Origin of the sequence: Enterococcus hulanensis (assembly GCF_005405485.1) — a bacterium.
Taxonomy (GTDB): domain Bacteria; phylum Bacillota; class Bacilli; order Lactobacillales; family Enterococcaceae; genus Enterococcus_A; species Enterococcus_A hulanensis.
In genome coordinates, this window is the sequence record NZ_BJED01000031.1 from 1 (window position 1) to 17,378 (window position 17,378).

At 40.6% G+C, this 17,378-nt stretch carries 16 protein-coding genes; 6 read left to right on the forward strand and 10 right to left on the reverse strand.

What is annotated here, in order from left to right:
- Nucleotides 1-42 precede the first annotated feature (42 nt).
- The 6 genes from FFR60_RS21640 to FFR60_RS21665 form a co-directional block, all read right to left on the reverse strand.
- Nucleotides 43-291: a hypothetical protein gene (locus FFR60_RS21640; protein ID WP_137665775.1), complete on the reverse strand. Its 249-nt coding sequence runs from the start codon at nucleotides 289-291 to the stop codon at nucleotides 43-45.
- A gap of 37 nt (nucleotides 292-328) precedes the next feature.
- Complete coding sequence (locus FFR60_RS21645; RefSeq protein ID WP_137665776.1) at nucleotides 329-1,447, reverse strand: NUMOD4 motif-containing HNH endonuclease; 1,119 nt, start codon at nucleotides 1,445-1,447, stop codon at nucleotides 329-331.
- A gap of 153 nt (nucleotides 1,448-1,600) precedes the next feature.
- Nucleotides 1,601-1,894 carry a hypothetical protein gene (locus tag FFR60_RS21650; RefSeq protein WP_137665777.1) on the reverse strand — a complete coding sequence of 98 codons (294 nt, stop codon included), beginning with the start codon at nucleotides 1,892-1,894 and terminating at the stop codon, nucleotides 1,601-1,603.
- 116 nt (nucleotides 1,895-2,010) lie between these two features.
- Entirely contained in the window at nucleotides 2,011-2,190 is a 180-nt protein-coding gene (locus FFR60_RS21655; protein ID WP_137665778.1) for a hypothetical protein, read from the reverse strand.
- Nucleotides 2,191-2,331: 141 nt separating this feature from the next.
- Nucleotides 2,332-2,673 (reverse strand): metal-sulfur cluster assembly factor, encoded by a 342-nt coding sequence (locus FFR60_RS21660; protein ID WP_088932621.1) that lies wholly within the window; start codon nucleotides 2,671-2,673, stop codon nucleotides 2,332-2,334.
- Between the two features lie 96 nt (nucleotides 2,674-2,769).
- The gene (locus FFR60_RS21665) at nucleotides 2,770-3,669 is read right to left on the reverse strand and encodes a YitT family protein (protein ID WP_171005004.1); all 900 of its coding nucleotides are present in this window, start codon (nucleotides 3,667-3,669) and stop codon (nucleotides 2,770-2,772) included.
- 147 nt (nucleotides 3,670-3,816) lie between these two features.
- Between FFR60_RS21665 and FFR60_RS21670 the strand changes: the two genes are divergently transcribed.
- Nucleotides 3,817-4,308 carry a YajQ family cyclic di-GMP-binding protein gene (locus tag FFR60_RS21670; RefSeq protein ID WP_088932623.1) on the forward strand — a complete coding sequence of 164 codons (492 nt, stop codon included), beginning with the start codon at nucleotides 3,817-3,819 and terminating at the stop codon, nucleotides 4,306-4,308.
- A gap of 129 nt (nucleotides 4,309-4,437) precedes the next feature.
- On the opposite strand, the gene FFR60_RS21675 is transcribed toward FFR60_RS21670, so the two are convergent.
- Nucleotides 4,438-6,780: a helicase C-terminal domain-containing protein gene (locus FFR60_RS21675; protein ID WP_137665779.1), complete on the reverse strand. Its 2,343-nt coding sequence runs from the start codon at nucleotides 6,778-6,780 to the stop codon at nucleotides 4,438-4,440.
- A gap of 296 nt (nucleotides 6,781-7,076) precedes the next feature.
- Between FFR60_RS21675 and FFR60_RS21680 the strand changes: the two genes are divergently transcribed.
- The 4 genes from FFR60_RS21680 (at nucleotide 7,077) to FFR60_RS21695 (ending at nucleotide 11,579) form a co-directional block, all read left to right on the forward strand.
- Nucleotides 7,077-7,703: an MBL fold metallo-hydrolase gene (locus tag FFR60_RS21680; protein ID WP_137665780.1), complete on the forward strand. Its 627-nt coding sequence runs from the start codon at nucleotides 7,077-7,079 to the stop codon at nucleotides 7,701-7,703.
- A gap of 23 nt (nucleotides 7,704-7,726) precedes the next feature.
- The gene (locus FFR60_RS21685) at nucleotides 7,727-8,431 is read left to right on the forward strand and encodes a histidine phosphatase family protein (protein ID WP_088932626.1); all 705 of its coding nucleotides are present in this window, start codon (nucleotides 7,727-7,729) and stop codon (nucleotides 8,429-8,431) included.
- Between the two features lie 126 nt (nucleotides 8,432-8,557).
- Entirely contained in the window at nucleotides 8,558-9,391 is an 834-nt protein-coding gene (locus FFR60_RS21690) for an undecaprenyl-diphosphate phosphatase (RefSeq protein ID WP_137665781.1), read from the forward strand.
- Between the two features lie 304 nt (nucleotides 9,392-9,695).
- Nucleotides 9,696-11,579 carry a heavy metal translocating P-type ATPase gene (locus FFR60_RS21695; RefSeq protein WP_171005005.1) on the forward strand — a complete coding sequence of 628 codons (1,884 nt, stop codon included), beginning with the start codon at nucleotides 9,696-9,698 and terminating at the stop codon, nucleotides 11,577-11,579.
- 37 nt (nucleotides 11,580-11,616) lie between these two features.
- On the opposite strand, the gene FFR60_RS21700 is transcribed toward FFR60_RS21695, so the two are convergent.
- Both FFR60_RS21700 and FFR60_RS21705 read right to left on the reverse strand, forming a co-directional pair.
- Nucleotides 11,617-12,240, reverse strand: coding sequence for a DUF47 domain-containing protein (locus tag FFR60_RS21700; protein ID WP_088932628.1), 624 nt, complete (start codon nucleotides 12,238-12,240; stop codon nucleotides 11,617-11,619).
- 15 nt (nucleotides 12,241-12,255) lie between these two features.
- On the reverse strand, nucleotides 12,256-13,269 hold the full coding sequence (locus tag FFR60_RS21705) for an inorganic phosphate transporter (protein ID WP_137665782.1): 1,014 nt from the start codon (nucleotides 13,267-13,269) through the stop codon (nucleotides 12,256-12,258).
- A 223-nt stretch (nucleotides 13,270-13,492) separates the two neighbouring features.
- Here FFR60_RS21705 and rpsT point away from each other — a divergent pair, with 223 nt between their 5' ends.
- On the forward strand, nucleotides 13,493-13,747 hold the full coding sequence (gene rpsT, locus FFR60_RS21710; RefSeq protein ID WP_137665783.1) for a 30S ribosomal protein S20: 255 nt from the start codon (nucleotides 13,493-13,495) through the stop codon (nucleotides 13,745-13,747).
- A gap of 88 nt (nucleotides 13,748-13,835) precedes the next feature.
- Here the strand turns inward: rpsT and nifJ are convergent, their stop codons facing one another.
- On the reverse strand, nucleotides 13,836-17,369 hold the full coding sequence (gene nifJ / locus FFR60_RS21715) for a pyruvate:ferredoxin (flavodoxin) oxidoreductase (protein WP_171005006.1): 3,534 nt from the start codon (nucleotides 17,367-17,369) through the stop codon (nucleotides 13,836-13,838).
- Between the last annotated feature and the right edge of the window lie 9 nt (nucleotides 17,370-17,378).

The following is a 17,378-nucleotide window of genomic DNA, read 5'->3' on the forward strand; positions in this document are numbered from 1 at the left end:
TTTTAGAAAAATAAAAACTGTGAAGCCACCACCTACCTAGGATTAGCGGTTACTTACACAGTTAATATTACACTCTCCTTTTAACTCAATTTTATCTTTACTAGAGATATTAAATAGTTTCTCTCGCCAACCTGACTTTGAATCTAAACTATCCTTTAAATTCATGTTAGCAACAACTAAGTCAATAATTGCTCCAATTAGCGCCGCTACCGCACCGATAACAAACCCATCAAGTAAACCATTGTTACCGAAATTATATGTTAATAATTTCATCAACCATTCAAAATCCAATCCCTAAACCCCTTTCATCTTACTTAATCTACAATTCCTATGCCTCTATTACTTTTTTATAAGCAATTTCAAACTGTTCGTCAAAGTTAAAAATATTTGTGTCTCTAAAATCGGGATTATTTAAATTTCTTACTATCTTCTTAATTCGAACAAATGATAAAGGTTTATTTGCACTATTCAAAATTTTCCTGATTTCAGCTCTCAATTTTTTTCTTTTTGCGGATAATTTTCCATTCTCTGTTTGTGTGACCCATTGTAGGTTTTCTAACCTATTATTGGTTGTATCTTCATCCTTATGGTCAACTTCCATATCATCAGAATTATTAATTGGCATAAACGCTTTAGCGACTATCCTATGAACTAATTGACCTTTATCCTTTTTTGAAAGGTCACATTTTAAATAGTTCTTGTTTGTTCCAATAGCTTTATATTTCCACCAATCTCTATTCTTATAAAAGCAATGTCTAATGTTCCCCATATTACTGACTTGGTAAATCCCAATATAATTATCTATATCTTTCCAATCCTCAGAATCATTATGACTCCAAATTGAATAATCAAGGATTCTTACTTTTATTCCTATGTTATCCGCTACTTTCTCAATAATTTCTATTGCTTCTTTTTTACTAGGTCTAATCTGTAATGCTTCTTCTAAAAAATTTGTAATGCATTGGGCTGGTCTACTGGTGTCAACACCAACCATCATTCTTAAATATTGAAAAGTCTCGATTCCAACACCTTTTACTAAACTAACTTTATCTCCTAGTTTCGCTGTTTTTGCCCAACTCCTCATTGCATCTAAATCAGTAGGGAAATTCCCATCCCTTTTAATTTCCAAAAAGACTTTAGATAAATCGTAAATTTCTTTGATTCTTTTCTGGCAATTCCAATCTATATACTGACAAAATCCACTTAACTCTACTTTGTCTATAACATCAACCAATTTTTCTAATGAATCAACTTCTGAATGATTATCTTTGAAATAATCAATTTTATTTTTTACATAATCATATTTTCTTTGTTTAGAGAGAATCCCATCAAGAATTATCAAAACTGGATTGTCATAAAAAAACTCTTTTGATAAACTCTCTTGCTCTGTAATATTCATTTTTACATAATTAGATACAATTTCTATATAGTTATCTTCTGACTTCACTCTTAACACCCCCGATAAAAACAATTTTTATTATAATATATACCAAAAAGAGAGGGGCTTTTATACCCCCTCTCTGATTTTTTTGCAGCTCTATAAATTTGTGTTCAAAGTATTCCTTTTTAATCTTATCATATTTCATTTTTTCCTTTAAAATTAGTGGAGAAGTAAAAACAAACCTACCTTTTTTCCTTTTGCTCGAATGACATTTATTCCTTCTTTTGTCAAAGTATCATTGTTTAACTCGTGAAGCTCATTTATTCTTAATCCACTATCCGCCAGCGACATAACCAAGAATTTATCTCTTTCTCTAGTGAATCTTGTTAAGTGTCCTGTATGTTGAGCATCGTATCTAACTAACTTCTTGTGGGGCATTTTGTCAGTATAGACTAGCATTTTCTTAACATTTTCTTCGCTAAAAGTAGTAAGTATTTTATTTTCTTCTTTCATCCATTTCACTCTTAAGTAAGGATTCTCTACTTGTTTAATATATTCCTCTTCTTCACAATAAAGAAAAAAGCTCTACTTGAACGAAGAAACACATTTACATAACTTTCAGCATTACCCTACTCTCTTTTGTAAATCATAAAACTTTTAATCATGTTAGTTGTTACCTGCTTCAAACTATTGACTCCAAATTTTTGGCTTAAATAGTTGAAGAACATTGTCAAAAACTTTTTGTTTTTCTTGATGGTTTTGTCAGAAAATTCCATTTCTGTAAGTAAATTAAATAACTCCATATCCATAAAAAAAGCCCTCCCTTTTATAAAAAGAGAAGACTTTCTGTATATACCACTGCTCATTTTATCCGTAGTCCAAGAGAATTTCGATTTTGGCTGGACTACCAACTAACAGAGTGTAAAATACTGTTAAATCAACATAAATCCCTAGCGAATCCCTAAAGCAATCCGTGCATAACGACTCATCTTATCGGTCGTCCATGCTGGGTACCAAACAAGCTTCACTTCTACATTCGTTACTTCTGGAATCTCAGCTAAAGCTGATTGGATATTGTCAGTCAAGATATCTGCTAACGGACAGCCCATAGTGGTCAATGTCATTTTGATCACAGTATTTCCCGTCTGTTCGAAATCTACTTCATAAATCAAACCAAGGTTAACGATATCGATACCTAACTCAGGGTCAATGACTGACTCTAAAGCGGTCAAAATAGTTTCTTTAATTTCAGCTACTTCTGCATCGGTCCATTTTTGTGTGTTCTCTTCCACCTGCTCCACTCCCTTTCGAGTTTCAAGAGTATTTTACTCTATCTGCTAGCTTTTGTAAATGAGAATTGAAACCTGCTCATTCTCAATTGACAATCATTATTTATTTGCTTGAGATTTCTTTATTAGATTTTGTTCGTCTTGTGTCAAGAATGTACCTACGACTGAGTCGGTTGCTACGATATTGGTGAATGAGTTTGGATCAACATCGGCCACTACCTGCTTCAATGTGTATAATTCATAGCGAGTAAAGACCACCATGATTACTTCACGATCAGTCGAGCTAAAACCGCCGCGAGCAGGAATCACTGTTAAACCACGAAGCAGCTCGCGACTTAATACAGCACACATTTCAGTGCTTTTGTTGGTATTAACAAAGGCTGTCATCTTCTGGTGACTGGTATGAACATAGTCAACGACTGTACTCATGGTGAAAATTGTAATAATCGTATACAGCGCGCTTTCCCAAGTGAAGAAGAAACCCGCTACAACGACGATGACACCATTTAACAGCATCATGTAATTTCCGACTGTTCGTCCAGTTGTTTTTGATAATAATAATGACACAATATCTAACCCGCCGGTCGTAAAACCGAATTTCAAAGAAAGCCCTGCCCCGATTCCCAGCAGTACACCGCCAGTGATCGCATTCATCAATACATTATCGGTCACCTGACCAACAGGTACCAGTGTTGTAAAAAACGACATAGAGATTACGTTCGCAAAACTCAGGATCATCGCTGACTTTCCTAATTTAAGAAATCCTAAAATAAATACCGGAACGTTCAGAAGAAAAATCAAAATCCCGGTATCGAGCGATAGGCCCACATTTGAAAGTAGGTACTCTGCAATTTGGGCGATCCCTGTCATTCCAGCTGAAAAGACATTTGCTGGGATCAAGAAATAATTTAAACCGACCGCGCCGGTCAAGCCAGTAAATAGAATTACAAGGATTTTTTTGGTTAAATCCTTGGATGTATAATTGATAACCTTCTGCATCCGATATTCCTCCTTCAGTTCAAACCTATAATAGAGTAACAGGTTCTCTCATTAATAATCAATCGTTTTCAACAACTTATTGGAGAATAATCATAGCTTTCTTAGCATTTTTTGATAAACTAAAGGAAAAGAACTAGGAGGGTGTCTATGGCTAAAGATGCAAGCTTTGATATCGTTTCAGAATTGAATAAGGAAGAAGTAAAAAATGGTGTCCAAATTGCCCTGAAAGAATTGAAAAACCGTTTTGATTTTAAAGGAAGTCTGTTTGATATCAAAATAGAAGGTAATCAATTAGTGATCAAGGCTGAGGATGAATACAAAGTGGAACAAGTCAAAGATGTATTGTTCAGCAAATTGATCAAACGTGGTGTGCCATTAAAGAATATTCAGTTTTCTGCTTCAGAGCATGCTCTGGGCGGAAATGCACGCCAAGCGGCGGAACTAGTTAATGGGATTGATAAAGAAAGTGCTAAAAAGATCACGACTGCAATCAAAAACAGTAAAATTAAAGTAAAAGCTCAAATTCAAGAGGATCGTCTGCGAGTAACTGGAAAAAATCGTGATGATCTGCAGCAAGTTATAGCGCTGGTAAAAGATATCGAATTACCGATCGATGTGCAATTCATTAATTATCGTTAAAAAGAAGCCGACATTTTCTGTCGGCTTTTCGTTTGCTTTATTTTTTTCGCTAAGTGCGATTCACTTAAATAGAGAAATCCTCACTTTATTGTGTTTGCGATATTTTTATCTTCTATTTCAATCTCTCAATTACACTCTTTGCTGCCAAAAATCATTGACAGCTCGTTCCACCTCTTCTGGTCCATAAACTACCTTGCGATCTGACCAGTTGATTGGCAGTAGATTTTGATAATGGGGATTTGTATACCGCTGATCTAACAATAAGATGATCCCTTGATCCTCCATCGTACGGATTACACGACCGGCAGCCTGAATTACTTTGTTCATTCCAGGTAATTGATAAGCATAGCTGAATCCTTGATTTCTTTTTTCATCATAATATTCTTTAATTAATTCTTGCTCATGATTAACCTGAGGCAATCCCACTCCAACTACAACAGTACCGATCAATCGTTCACCGACCAAGTCGATCCCTTCGGAGAATATTCCTCCTAATACACAAAAGCCGATCAATGTTTGTTCAGGCTGATCAACAAAAGCGGCTAAAAATTCCTCTCGCTCTGTTTCGTTCAGCTTCGATCCTTGGATCTGAATCGCATATTCTGGATAAACATCGTGAAAATAATCCGCTACCTGATCCAAATATTGGAAGGATGGGAAAAAGACTAGATAATTACCTGTTTTCGTTTTGACAAGCCTTTCGATAGAGGCCGCGATTTGCGGGATACTTTGCGTTCTTCTTTGATAAGTGGTTTGAATACTGACATCCACGAGAACCAAACGATTTTCACTTGGAAATGGGCTGGGTAAACGATAGGTCAGACTTTCTTCGCCTCCGCCTAAAACTTCCTCATAATAATCTAGTGGTGAAAAGCTGGCAGAAAAGAGAATGCTGCTGCCGACTTTTTCCATCGTTTGCTCCAGAAACCATGAAGGATCGATACAATATTCCTTAACAATCAAATCATAGGCTTTATGTTCAACAGTTGTCTGATAATGATCATCATAGAACTCGCTCATCCGAGTAAAGCGCAGAATCTCAAAATAAACTGGCAGCATTTTTTGCTGAGCTGGATGATCAGGGTTTTCGGCTAACCATTCTTTGATCTGTTCTTGTAATTTGAAAAGACTATTAATTAGATTTTCCGGTGCCGCTTGCTGATGATGGTAAGCTTCTCCATTTAATGATTGATGGATCAATTCGAACTCGTTGTCGACTCTTGTAAAGGCTTTGTTCAGCTTCTTAAAGGATTTATCCAAATCTTTTTGCATCTGAGCGATGTTTTCTCTAGAGATGCTGGCTGAATACATTTCCTTCGAACGATTGACTAAATTGTGGGCTTCATCGACTAATACCAGATTGGTTTTATTTTCTTCCTCGAAAAAGCGGCGCAAATAGACCGTTGGATCAAATAGATAGTTGTAATCACCGACGACCAGATCACAAAAACGACTGACGTCTAATGATAGCTCAAACGGACAAAGTTCATGCTTTCTTGCGTAGTCCTCAATCACAGGACGAGTATATTGGTCCTCATTATTTAACATATCCCATAAGCCATCGTTCACTCGATCATAGTAGCCTTTTGCGAAAGGACAGTGCTCAGGAGTACAATTGCGCTCGGTCAAGAAACAAATCTTGTCTTTAGCAGTCAGTGTGACACTTTTGACTCGTGCATCTTTTTTTGTAATCTTAGTGACTGTCTCTTCAGCGACTTGTCGAGTGATCGTTTTCGCTGTCAGATAAAAGATTCGTTCTCCCAGACCTTCTCCCATCGCCTTAAAAGTCGGGAAAAGTGTTGACATCGTTTTACCTGTTCCGGTAGGTGCTTCAACGAACAGCTTTTGCTGCGCATGAATTGTTTTATAAACCGCTGCGGCCAGCTCTCTTTGACCCGTGCGATAAGTATCAAAGGGAAAGGCTAAAGCTTTTAGCGAATTGTTGCGCGTTTCTCGCCACTCCATTTGGAAGACCAGCCAGCTTTCATAGCGTTTGATTAAATCATTGAAAAAATCGGTCAAATCTTCAAAGGTAAAGGTCCGAACTTGACGCGTGATCTTTTCTTCCGTTGTTTGAAAGTAGGTCAAGCGTGTGCCGATTTCAGTGAGCTCTTCTTGTTCACTATAGATATAGGCGTAGACCATTGCTTGATAAAAATATAAATCGATAATACCGGCTTCCAACTCTTCAAAAGGTGTTTCTGATGTCTTTATTTCATCGATGAATACTCGATTTTCTTCTATATAAATACCGTCTGCTCGACCTTCGATCTGAACGGCAGTGTCAGCAATTTCGACGGGCTTTTTCAACCAAACTTCTTTTTGGTAGTCAGCCCCGCCTTCTTTTTGTAATTGGCGGTGAATTCGTGCGCCTTCTTGAGGTGTATGATTGCTGTTTTTTCCTTCGTCAATGCTTCCGCTGCGCAGGACAAACTCAACGAGCTCACGAATCGCGATTTTTTTAACTGCCACCTGCTCACCTCATTCTTTTTCTCAGCTTAAAATCTTTTTGCTGTTTCACCATAGAAGATTTTTCGGCAGTCGTCAAGTGTTATTCTTCTTTGTTATAGTGATAAATAATTTTTGCCGTTCTTCATTTGAATTGTCAAAATCGTTCAGGGAAGCCACAATTTTTTTACTTTTAAGGTATAATGAAGAAGGAATTTGTGATAGTGAGCTTTATTACTGACAACGAATGACTTTTAATCTGTCAGTAAAGTGAATCAAATCAAAGATGTTTAGTTTTTAGTGTTTCAGGGAGGAAAATGATGATACAAATCGAAGGTTTTGTTACCGGAATCGCGCAAGAAAATTGCTATTTGATTTATAATCAAAAAAATTTATTGATCGTTGATCCAGGTTCAGAGGGTGATCGCTTGGTAAAAGAAATTGAACGTGTCGGAAAAACACCGCAAGCGATTCTCTTGACCCATACCCACTATGACCACATTGGTGCAGTGGAGCAAATACGAAATAAATATGATATTCCTGTTTATGTGAGCGCGCTGGAGCAGGAATGGTTAGGCGATCCAATTTTGAATCTTTCTGGTTTGGGGCGTCATGATAATATGCCCGATTTGATCGTACAGCCGGCGGAGTATGAATTCGAGATGACGGAATACACGATCGGCGGCATGACTTTTCAGGTCGTACCGACACCGGGACATTCAATCGGCAGTGTGAGCTTTATCTTTGATGATTTTGTCGTTGTCGGTGATGCGCTGTTTAGAGGCAGTATTGGTCGAACCGACTTATATACTGGCGATATGCAGCAACTGCTTTACAGCATCAAAACATATCTATTCACCCTTCCTCGTGAGCTGCCGGCTTATCCAGGTCATGGTGAAGCAACAACGATCGGTCGCGAGGTCGATACAAATCCGTTCTTTAATTAATCAACTTTTTGGAGGTTTTAAATATGGCAGAAACAAATCTTTATATTGTTCGACATGGTAAAACGATGTTCAATACATTGGCTCGGGTACAGGGCTGGTGTGATACACCGCTGACCAAGAGTGGTCGCGAAGGTATCCATTATGTAGGTCTAGGCTTGCAGGATACGAAGTTTGAAGAAGCCTATTCAAGTGATTCAGGCAGAGCGATCGAAACGATGCGCATCCTTTTAAGCGAACATCCTGATGGCAAAGATATTCCTTATCACGTAGATCCGCGCATCCGCGAATGGTGCTTTGGTTCATTGGAAGGTGCCTATGATGCAGAAATGTGGGGCGTTTTACCACGAGTACTGAATTTCAAAACAGAAGACGATCTCTTCGCAACAGACGTCAGCTTTGAAGAAATCGCAAATGCTGTCGAAGGTGCAGATACAGCAAACTGGGCAGAACCTTATGAACAATTACGCGACCGTGTTTGGAACGGCTTCGAAGATATTGCGCAAAGTCGGGAAAAACAAGGCGGCGGAAATGTTTTGATCGTTTCTCACGGATTGACCATCGCTTTCTTATTAAGCTTGATCGATTCAAAACAGCCGGTACGTGCCAACCTGTTAAACGGCAGTATCAATCGCCTGCGTTATGAAAATGGTGAATTCTCGATCCGCGCCATCAACGATATTAGTTATATGGAACGGGGAAAAACGATCTCAGATCATACAGATGAATAGAAATTTTACTGTCAGCGAATGCTGGCAGTTTTTTTCTTAAAAAAAGCTTAGCCTTTTTTCGATGGTCTTTTCAAAGGTGAAACGGTATACTGATTATTGTTATTAACTTGAAAGGACGTATACTTAATGCTTATTGCCAATATTTTTAAAGCAATTATTCTAGGAATCGTCGAAGGAATCACTGAGTGGCTGCCGATTTCTTCTACGGGACATTTGATTTTAGCCGATGAATTCATCAAGCTGAACATGACACCTGCTTTTATTGAGATGTTCAATGTCGTGATTCAATTAGGTGCGATTCTAGCGGTCGTCGTTTTATATTTTACTAAATTGAATCCCTTCGCTCCCAGCAAAACTCATGAGGAGAAGCAGGATACTTGGACGTTGTGGTTCAAGGTAATCATCGCTTGTTTGCCGGCAGCCGTGATTGGATTGCCGCTAGATGATTTCTTGGAAGCTCATTTCCACAAATTCTTGCCGGTAGCAATCATGTTGATCGTTTACGGGATCGCGTTTATTGTAGTCGAACGACACAATAAAACAAAAGCACCGAAATGTACCAGCTTAAACGATTTTACTTATAAAGCTGCTTTGATCGTCGGAGCCTTCCAATTACTTTCATTGATTCCCGGGACTTCACGTTCTGGTGCAACGATTCTTGGTGCGATCATTATCGGCTGTTCACGTTATGTGGCAACTGAGTTCTCCTTCTTCCTTGGTATTCCCGTAATGTTTGGTGCCAGCGGATTGAAGATCGTTAAATTTTTATTGAAGGGCAATACTTTTGGCGGTACTGAAATTATTGTGTTATTGGTTGGTATGGTCACTGCTTTCGTGGTTTCGATCGTCGCAATCAAATTCCTATTGGATTACATCAAACGAAACGATTTCACCGCTTTTGGCTGGTATCGAATCGTCTTGGGTATCATCTTGATCGGTTATTGGCTGATCGCTATGTAAGATCTGCATTTTTGCAGGTCTTTTTTTATATCTGAATTTAACGATATTAATTCTAAATTAAACCAGACAAGATATTTTCATGATTTTTATTGAAACGAAGCCCTTTTACTGTATTAACTACTAATGATAGTCATTCTCAATTCCAATTGATAATCACTTTCGTTCTCAATTAGCTTATTTCATTATCATTTGCACTATCTAGTGTGATACTATGATAGTGAAAGGATGACCTTTTGCTTTGCGTGTCTCATTGATCGTGTGGAGCAAAGTAGGAATCCATTAGATTGAGAAAGGAGTAAAAGTGATGAGTAAGAAAGAACGTAATGCGTTTCTCTCTACCCTTTTCTGTTTATTATTTTTAATTATCGGCAAGATTTTAAGCGGGCTTTCACAGCCCATCTATCCCCTCTTTTTCGTTTTGGCAATTATTAGCGGCGGCTGGAAACAAACCTATGAAGGTATCAGCGAGTTGATACATGAACGTACATTGAATGTCGATCTGCTGATGGCATTAGCTGCGATCGGTGCGTGTTTAATCGGCAATTGGTTTGAAGGTGCGATGTTGACCTTTATTTTCTGTTTAAGCGGTGCATTGGAGGAATATGCTACTAACAAAAGTACGAAGGAAATCACTGCTCTAATGAATGTAGCCCCCAATGATGCTTTAAAAATCATTGATGACGAACATGTGACTGTTCCTGTTGAAGAATTGGCATTAGGTGATTACGTTTTTGTACCAAAGGGAGCTGCCGTGCCGATCGACGGCCGAATGTTAGGCGCCTCCTCGATTGATGAATCGGCTATCTCCGGAGAATCTGTTCCGGTGGAAAAAGCGATTGATGATGAAGCTTTTGGCGGAACCATCAACCTAGGTCAGGCGTTCACCTTGGAAGTAACCAAAACCAGCAACGATACTTTGTTCGCTCAAATTTTACGCTTAGTTGAGAATGCACAAAATGAACAAAGTGCGACTGCGACCTTTATTGAAAAAATCGAAAATGTCTATGTCAAAATCGTTCTAATAGCCGTACCTTTGATGATTTTACTAACACACTTTTTATTAGGCTGGAGCTTTACGGAAAGCTTTTATCGCGGAATGGTTTTACTAGTTGTCGCCTCTCCTTGTGCTTTAGTCGCTTCTGCCACGCCTGCTACGTTGGCTGCGATTTCCAACGGTGCGGAGAAAGGGATTCTATTCAAATCGGGGAAAACGCTGGAAAAACTGGCGGATCTGCGGGCAATCTCATTTGATAAAACTGGTACTTTAACTCAAGGAAAGCCGCGAGTGACGGATTATAAGACCTTTTCCGATGATCCGATCGTCCCGCAATTGTTCTACTCAATGGAACGCCAGTCCACCCATCCTTTAGCGGTTGCGATTACTAAGTTCTTTAATGATGAAGAAGCTTTGGAGCTTCAAGTCGAGGAACGAGCTGGGTTTGGTTTGGAAACCACCTATCAGGAGCAGACTTGGTTGCTTGGCAAGCCGACTGAAAAGCAAAGTCATCCCTTGATCGAACAATGGCATGAGGAAGGAAAAACCGTAGTTGTCCTTAGTAAAAATCAACAGGTCATTGCTTTATTGGCTTTGATGGACCTGCCGAAACCTTTTACCAAAGAAGTTATTGGTTATTTCCAAGATCAAGAGGTAGAAACCGTTATGCTTACTGGAGATAATCCTGGTGCGGCGAAATATGTTGCTCAACAGCTAGGCTTGAATGATTTCCACGGCGGCTGTCTTCCCGCAGACAAAACCGATTTGGTGAAACAGCAGCAAGCAGATTACACGGTCAACGCAATGGTGGGCGATGGGATCAATGACGCCCCAGCCCTAGCAACTGCCAGTATCGGGATTGCGATGGGTGAAGGAACAGATGTCGCGATGGAAGTTTCTGATATGGTACTGATGAAGAACGATTTGACTAAGCTGATGTACAGCCATCGCTTGGCGAAAAAAATGAAGCGGATCGTTCGTCAAAATATCCTCTTTTCATTAAGTGTGATCGTCCTGCTGATTGCCAGCAACTTTCTACAATTCCTGACGCTTCCTCTTGGTGTCGTTGGGCACGAAGGAAGTACCATTCTTGTCATTTTAAATGGCTTGAGGATGCTAATGCCGTTAAAAGAAATGGTAAATCTTGATGAAACCAAATGTATTGAGTGTCCTCTTTATAAAGCAGCACAGTAAAAAAGCTAGAATCATTTCGATTCTAGCTTTTTGTCTGCTATGAATTTTTAATAACCAAACCTTCGATAATGTCAGCTGCTGCTTCACAGGCATCTGTAATCTTTTCTAAGTGATTGTAGATATCCCGCCATTTAATGATCTCGATCGGATCTTTTTCATTTGCGAATAAATCCTTCACTAATGAGCTATACAGCTTATCCGCTTCCGATTCGGTTTTATTTACTTGTTCGATATAGCCCTTCAACGCTTTTGAATGTTTAAATTTGGCGAATTCTTTAGTCGCCTGTACTACATCAGCAGTAGCTGTTACTACTAATTGCAGAAATTTATCTGTATTTGGCCGAATTGTATAAACCAATAAGTTTTCGAACAAATATGTGGTCGCGTTTAATTCATCCAGAATATCATCTAAGTGATTCGTGATCATAACGATGTCTTCGCGATCAATCGGTGTAATGAAGGCGTCGTAAAGCTCTGTCATGATTTCTTTTGAAATACGGTCGCCATGTCCTTCCAGACGATGGATCTCTTCGGATTTATCGCTAAATTTTTCGGTCGAATACTCCCTGATCAGATCCAATAATAATTGTGCTGATTCAGCAGAATATTGCGCCATTTGCTCTAACTTGCCAAAATAGTCGAATTGTTTTTTTCTAGCCATTGTTTGATCCCCTTTTTAAAAGATTGCCACAAATAATTTTGCCATCACGAATGCAATAATTCCACAGCCAGGAAAAGTCAGCAGCCAAGCACTGATCATTTCTTTTACGATACTCCAATCAACGCTTGAAGTTCGTTTGGCCGCTCCTGCTCCCATGATCGCAGTTGTTTTCGTATGGGTCGTTGACACCGGAATTCCGAATATCGACGCAAGGAAAAGACAAATCGCGGCACTCAAATCCGCAGCAAACCCCTGATACCGCTCCAGCTTCACCATGTCCATCCCCACTGATTTAATGATCTTCATTCCCCCTACAGAGGTGCCAAAGCCCATCGTTACAGAACAAAGGACCATTACCCAGATAGGAATGACAAATCCGTTCCCGGTTTTTTCAGCCAAATTATTGTAAAAAAGTCCTAACATAAAGACACCCATAAACTTCTGCCCATCCTGTGCACCATGCAAGAAAGCATTCATTCCGGCACTGATTGCCTGACCGATCGTAAAGACGTGATTTGCCACGCGTCTGGATATACCTTGAAAAATCAATACGATAAGCTTAGTAACCAGCCAACCGCCGCCAAAGCCCATGATCGTCGAAACGACCAGACCTACGATAACCTTCAGCCATTCAGCTCCGCTAACCGCTTCCAATCCGCCCATCGCCATTGCAGACCCTGTTAACCCGGCAATCAACGCGTGAGATTCACTTGTCGGAATACCAAAATACCAAGCCGCGACTGCCCAGACGACAATGGAAAATAAAGAAGCTGCCAAAGCGACCTGCGCGGCGTTGCCCGCCCCTTCAAAGGTCACGATGTTGCTGATTGTTTCGGCCACCTGCGAATTAAAATAAGTCATAACCAAGGCGCCTAAAAAGTTCATTACTACGGCCATCCAGATAGCGACATTGGGTCTCAATACCCTGGTCGAGACTGCTGTGGCAATCGCGTTTGGCGCATCTGTCCAACCATTTACAAAAATGACTCCCATAACCAACGTTATTGTAACAACTAAAGCAATACTCATGCTGCACCACCATTTCTTATTTTCAAAATAATGATAGCACACCCGCTACCTTTCGTCCTTAAATTACTAGATTTCTCCACTTTTTGGTTTAATTCTATTTATTTTCTGTTAAGGAAAAAAACTTGTCACGATTTTATTGCATTGAAAAGCGGCTTTATGTATAATGAGTAATGTTGAATTGTACGGCAAAAGCCGTATAAGACTGAATTCGGAGGTGAAATCCATGCCAAACATTGAATCTGCAATCAAACGCGTTCGCACTAGCGAAGCTGCTAACGCTAAAAACTCATCACAAATGAGCGCAATGCGTACTACTGTTAAGAAATTTGAAGAAGCCGCTACTGCTGGCGCTGAAAATATGAACGACCTTTATAAAGAAGCTGTTAAAGCAATCGATATGGCTGAAACAAAAGGTTTGATTCACAAAAACAAAGCAAACCGCGACAAAGCTCGTCTTGCTAAAAAATTAGCTAAATAATAAAAACCGATCTTTTGATCGGTTTTTTTATTTGTATTTATTTAGCCGTAAAGAGCGCCGATACAAAAACTGTATCCGCGCTCTTTACTTATTTATTTGTTAATTCAGTATAGCTTTTTGCGCGATCTTCCATGTCGACAACGGTTTGATTCAGCATTTCTTCTACTAATTCATCATCTTTCTTGATGTTATGCAAAGCAGAGAAGCGCGTTTGTCCTTCTAAGAAGTCATTCATCTTGCTGAAGTCGGTTTTCTTAAAGTCGATCCGCATTGGATCTTTGCCTTTTTGAGCACGAACCGGATCATAACGGTAAAGCGGCCAGTAGCCTGATTCTACCGCTTTCTTAGACTCTTTGATCGTTTGGCTCATACCGCCGCGGATACCGTGATTGATACAAGGGGTATAACCAATGATCAATGAAGGTCCTGGATACGCTTCGGCCTCTTGGATAGCCTTCAACGCTTGAGTTGGATTGGCTTCGATCGCCACTTGCGCAACATACACATCGCGATAAGTCATAGCGATCATTCCCAGATCTTTCTTCTTCGTCTTCTTACCGCCGGCTGCAAATTTAGCAATCGCAGCTGATGGTGTGGCTTTCGACATTTGTCCGCCTGTATTGGCGTACACTTCGTTATCCATGACGAGAATATTCACGTCTTCGCCAGACGCTAGAACATGATCGATCCCGCTAAAGCCGATATCGTATGCCCAGCCGTCCCCGCCGATGATCCATTGGCTAGGTTTAGCAAACATTTCATTGTCAGCTAGGATTGATTGCAGCTCTTCATTGCTTTCTTCGCTTAGGGTAGCGCGCAATTTAGCCGCACGCTGCTGACTTCCTTCGCCTTCTGTCATATGATTCAGCCAATCTTGCAACTGAGCTCTCGTATCCTCTGATCCAACGCCTTTTTCTAAAGCAGCTAGGACTTTATTCGCAACACGATTGCGTTTTGTCAAGTTCGCCATGTGCATGCCAAGACCGTATTCGGCATTGTCTTCAAATAGCGAATTACTCCAAGCAGGGCCTCGACCGTCTTGATTGACAGTGTATGGCGTTGCTGGCGCTGAACCGCCCCAGATAGAAGAACAGCCGGTAGTATTAGCGATCATCATTCGGTCGCCAAACAATTGAGTCAGCAATTTCACGTAAGGTGTTTCGCCACAACCAGCACAAGCTCCAGAGAACTCAAGCAATGGTTGTTCAAATTGTGAGCCTTTGACCGAGAATTTTTTAGCCGGGTTAGCTTTTTGACGCAAGGTCATCGCGAATGCCCAGTTTACAGCTTGTTCTCTTTGGTCTTCATAAGACTTCATGACTAACGCTTTTTCCTTCGCTGGACAAGCTTCTACACACAGACCGCAGCCTGTGCAATCTTCTAGTGAAACTTGAATACGATACTTGAAGCCGTCTTTTCCGCGCATGTCGCGAGTAATGAAGCCTTCAGGTGCTGCTTCCATTTCCTCTTCATCTGCAAGGAACGGACGAATCGCCGCATGCGGACAAACAAAGGCACATTCATTACACATTGTACACGCTTCTGGTATCCACTCAGGCACTTCCAAAGCGATCCCGCGTTTCTCATAAGCCGCCGTACCGGAAGGCGCTACGCCGCCCAGCATGCCGTTTTCGATCAAATCATTGACTGAAAGCTGATTGCCCTCTTGACGATTGATCGGCTCTAGAATATTGCGGATATAAGCTGGTTTACTTGGATCATCCTCATTCGCCAGCGGCTTCACTTCGATTTCTGCCCACTCAGCTGGAATCTCGATCTTCTTCAATTCCGCTACAGTCGCATCGATCGCCTGACAGTTGCGTTCAACGATTGTTTTCGATTTCTTACCATAGGCCGCATCGACTTCTGCTTTTAGTAATGGCAGGTAAGTCTCATGATCCATAATGTCTGTTAGTTCAAAGAACGCTGTCGACATCACTTGGTTGATCCGACCGCCTAAGCCAGTCTTTTGTGCGATTTCCATGGCGTTAATGATATAGAAATTGATATTATGCTCAGCTAAATAGCGCTTGATCCGGCCCGGCAATAATCTCTTGACCCGCTCTTCGTCCCAAACGGTATTCAATAAGAAGGTGCCGCCGTCTTTCAAGCCCTTCAATAAATCATATTGATGAATATAGGCGCTATTATGACAGCCGACAAAATCGGCCGCTTCTACATTATAAGTAGAAAGAATCGGCTCTTTCCCAAAACGCAGGTGAGAATTTGTCAATCCGCCTGATTTTTTGGAGTCATAAGAGAAATAAGCTTGCGCATAATAATCGGTGTTATTCCCGATAATCTTGATTGCTTGCTTGTTCGCTCCAACGGTACCATCTGAACCAAGTCCCCAGAATTTCGCCTGGAAGGTTGATTTTGGCGTCAAATCTAACACATCGCTCATTGGCAAGGATAGATTTGTCACATCATCATTGATCCCGACTGTAAAGCGCGGCTTCATATCCGCTGCCGGCAACAATAAATGGTCAAACACAGCAACGATTTGATTTGGTGTTACATCTTTTGATGCAATACCATAACGTCCGCCGATCACGATTGGGCGGTTCGTATGACGATACAATACGCTTTGGACATCAAGCAGCAATGGCTCGCCATCTGATCCTGGTTCTTTTGTCCGGTCTAATACAGCCACTTTTTCGGCTGTTGCCGGTAATTTTGCCAGTAGATTTTCTGCTGGGAATGGACGATATAAATGAATGTCGATAAAGCCGACTTTGCGTCCATTGGCATTCAAATAATCAACCGTTTGCTGGATCGTTGGTGAAGCAGAACCCATCGCGATAATCACTTCAGTCGCTTCTGGATCGCCGTAATAATTGGTCAAATCATAATCTGTACCGCGCAGCTCATTGATTTTATTCATGTATTTCTGCACGATCGCAGGCATTTCATCATAATAGCGGTTAACAGTTTCTCTTTGCTGGAAATGAATATCCGGATTTTGTGCCGTTCCTGAAACATTCGGACGATTCGGATTCATTCCTAAGCGTCGAAATTCAGCTAAGGCTTCCCAGTTCATCATGGCTTTTAAATCGTCGTAATCAATTACTTCGATTTTTTGCAGCTCATGACTTGTTCTAAAGCCGTCGAAGAAGTTCATAAACGGTAATTTGCCTTCGATACTCGCTAAGTGAGCAACCGCCGACAAATCCATAACTTCCTGTACGCCGCCTTCAGCCAGCATACAAAAACCTGTTTGGCGGGCAGCCATCACATCACTATGGTCACCGAAGATACTCAAAGCATTCGTAGACACTGCTCGAGCCGCTACGTGGAACACGGTCGGCAGTAATTCACCAGCGATTTTGAACATATTCGGAATCATCAACAACAAACCTTGTGAAGCTGTATAAGTCGTGGTTAAAACACCTGTTTTCAAGGAACCGTGAACTGTTCCGGCGGCGCCTGCTTCTGATTGCATTTCAACTACTTTAACTGTCTCGTTAAAAATGTTTTTGCGACCTTGCTCTGCCCACTCGTCAACAACTTCTGCCATTGTTGAGCTGGGCGTGATTGGATAGATACCTGCAACTTCGGTAAACGCATAGGAGATATGCGCCGCTGCGGTATTTCCATCCATTGTTTTCATTGTTTTCATCATTTGCACCTC

Excerpts from the sequence above, each read along its gene's own strand:
- FFR60_RS21650 (WP_137665777.1), bottom strand. The coding sequence starts at position 1,894 with ATGAAAGAAGAAAATAAAATACTTACTACTTTTAGCGAAGAAAATGTT.
- FFR60_RS21655 (WP_137665778.1), bottom strand. The coding sequence starts at position 2,190 with ATGGATATGGAGTTATTTAATTTACTTACAGAAATGGAATTTTCTGAC.
- FFR60_RS21665 (WP_171005004.1), bottom strand. The coding sequence starts at position 3,669 with ATGCAGAAGGTTATCAATTATACATCCAAGGATTTAACCAAAAAAATC.
- FFR60_RS21670 (WP_088932623.1), top strand. The coding sequence starts at position 3,817 with ATGGCTAAAGATGCAAGCTTTGATATCGTTTCAGAATTGAATAAGGAA.
- FFR60_RS21680 (WP_137665780.1), top strand. The coding sequence starts at position 7,077 with ATGATACAAATCGAAGGTTTTGTTACCGGAATCGCGCAAGAAAATTGC.
- FFR60_RS21685 (WP_088932626.1), top strand. The coding sequence starts at position 7,727 with ATGGCAGAAACAAATCTTTATATTGTTCGACATGGTAAAACGATGTTC.
- FFR60_RS21690 (WP_137665781.1), top strand. The coding sequence starts at position 8,558 with ATGCTTATTGCCAATATTTTTAAAGCAATTATTCTAGGAATCGTCGAA.
- FFR60_RS21695 (WP_171005005.1), top strand. The coding sequence starts at position 9,696 with ATGAGTAAGAAAGAACGTAATGCGTTTCTCTCTACCCTTTTCTGTTTA.
- FFR60_RS21700 (WP_088932628.1), bottom strand. The coding sequence starts at position 12,240 with ATGGCTAGAAAAAAACAATTCGACTATTTTGGCAAGTTAGAGCAAATG.
- FFR60_RS21705 (WP_137665782.1), bottom strand. The coding sequence starts at position 13,269 with ATGAGTATTGCTTTAGTTGTTACAATAACGTTGGTTATGGGAGTCATT.
- rpsT (WP_137665783.1), top strand. The coding sequence starts at position 13,493 with ATGCCAAACATTGAATCTGCAATCAAACGCGTTCGCACTAGCGAAGCT.
- nifJ (WP_171005006.1), bottom strand. The coding sequence starts at position 17,369 with ATGATGAAAACAATGAAAACAATGGATGGAAATACCGCAGCGGCGCAT.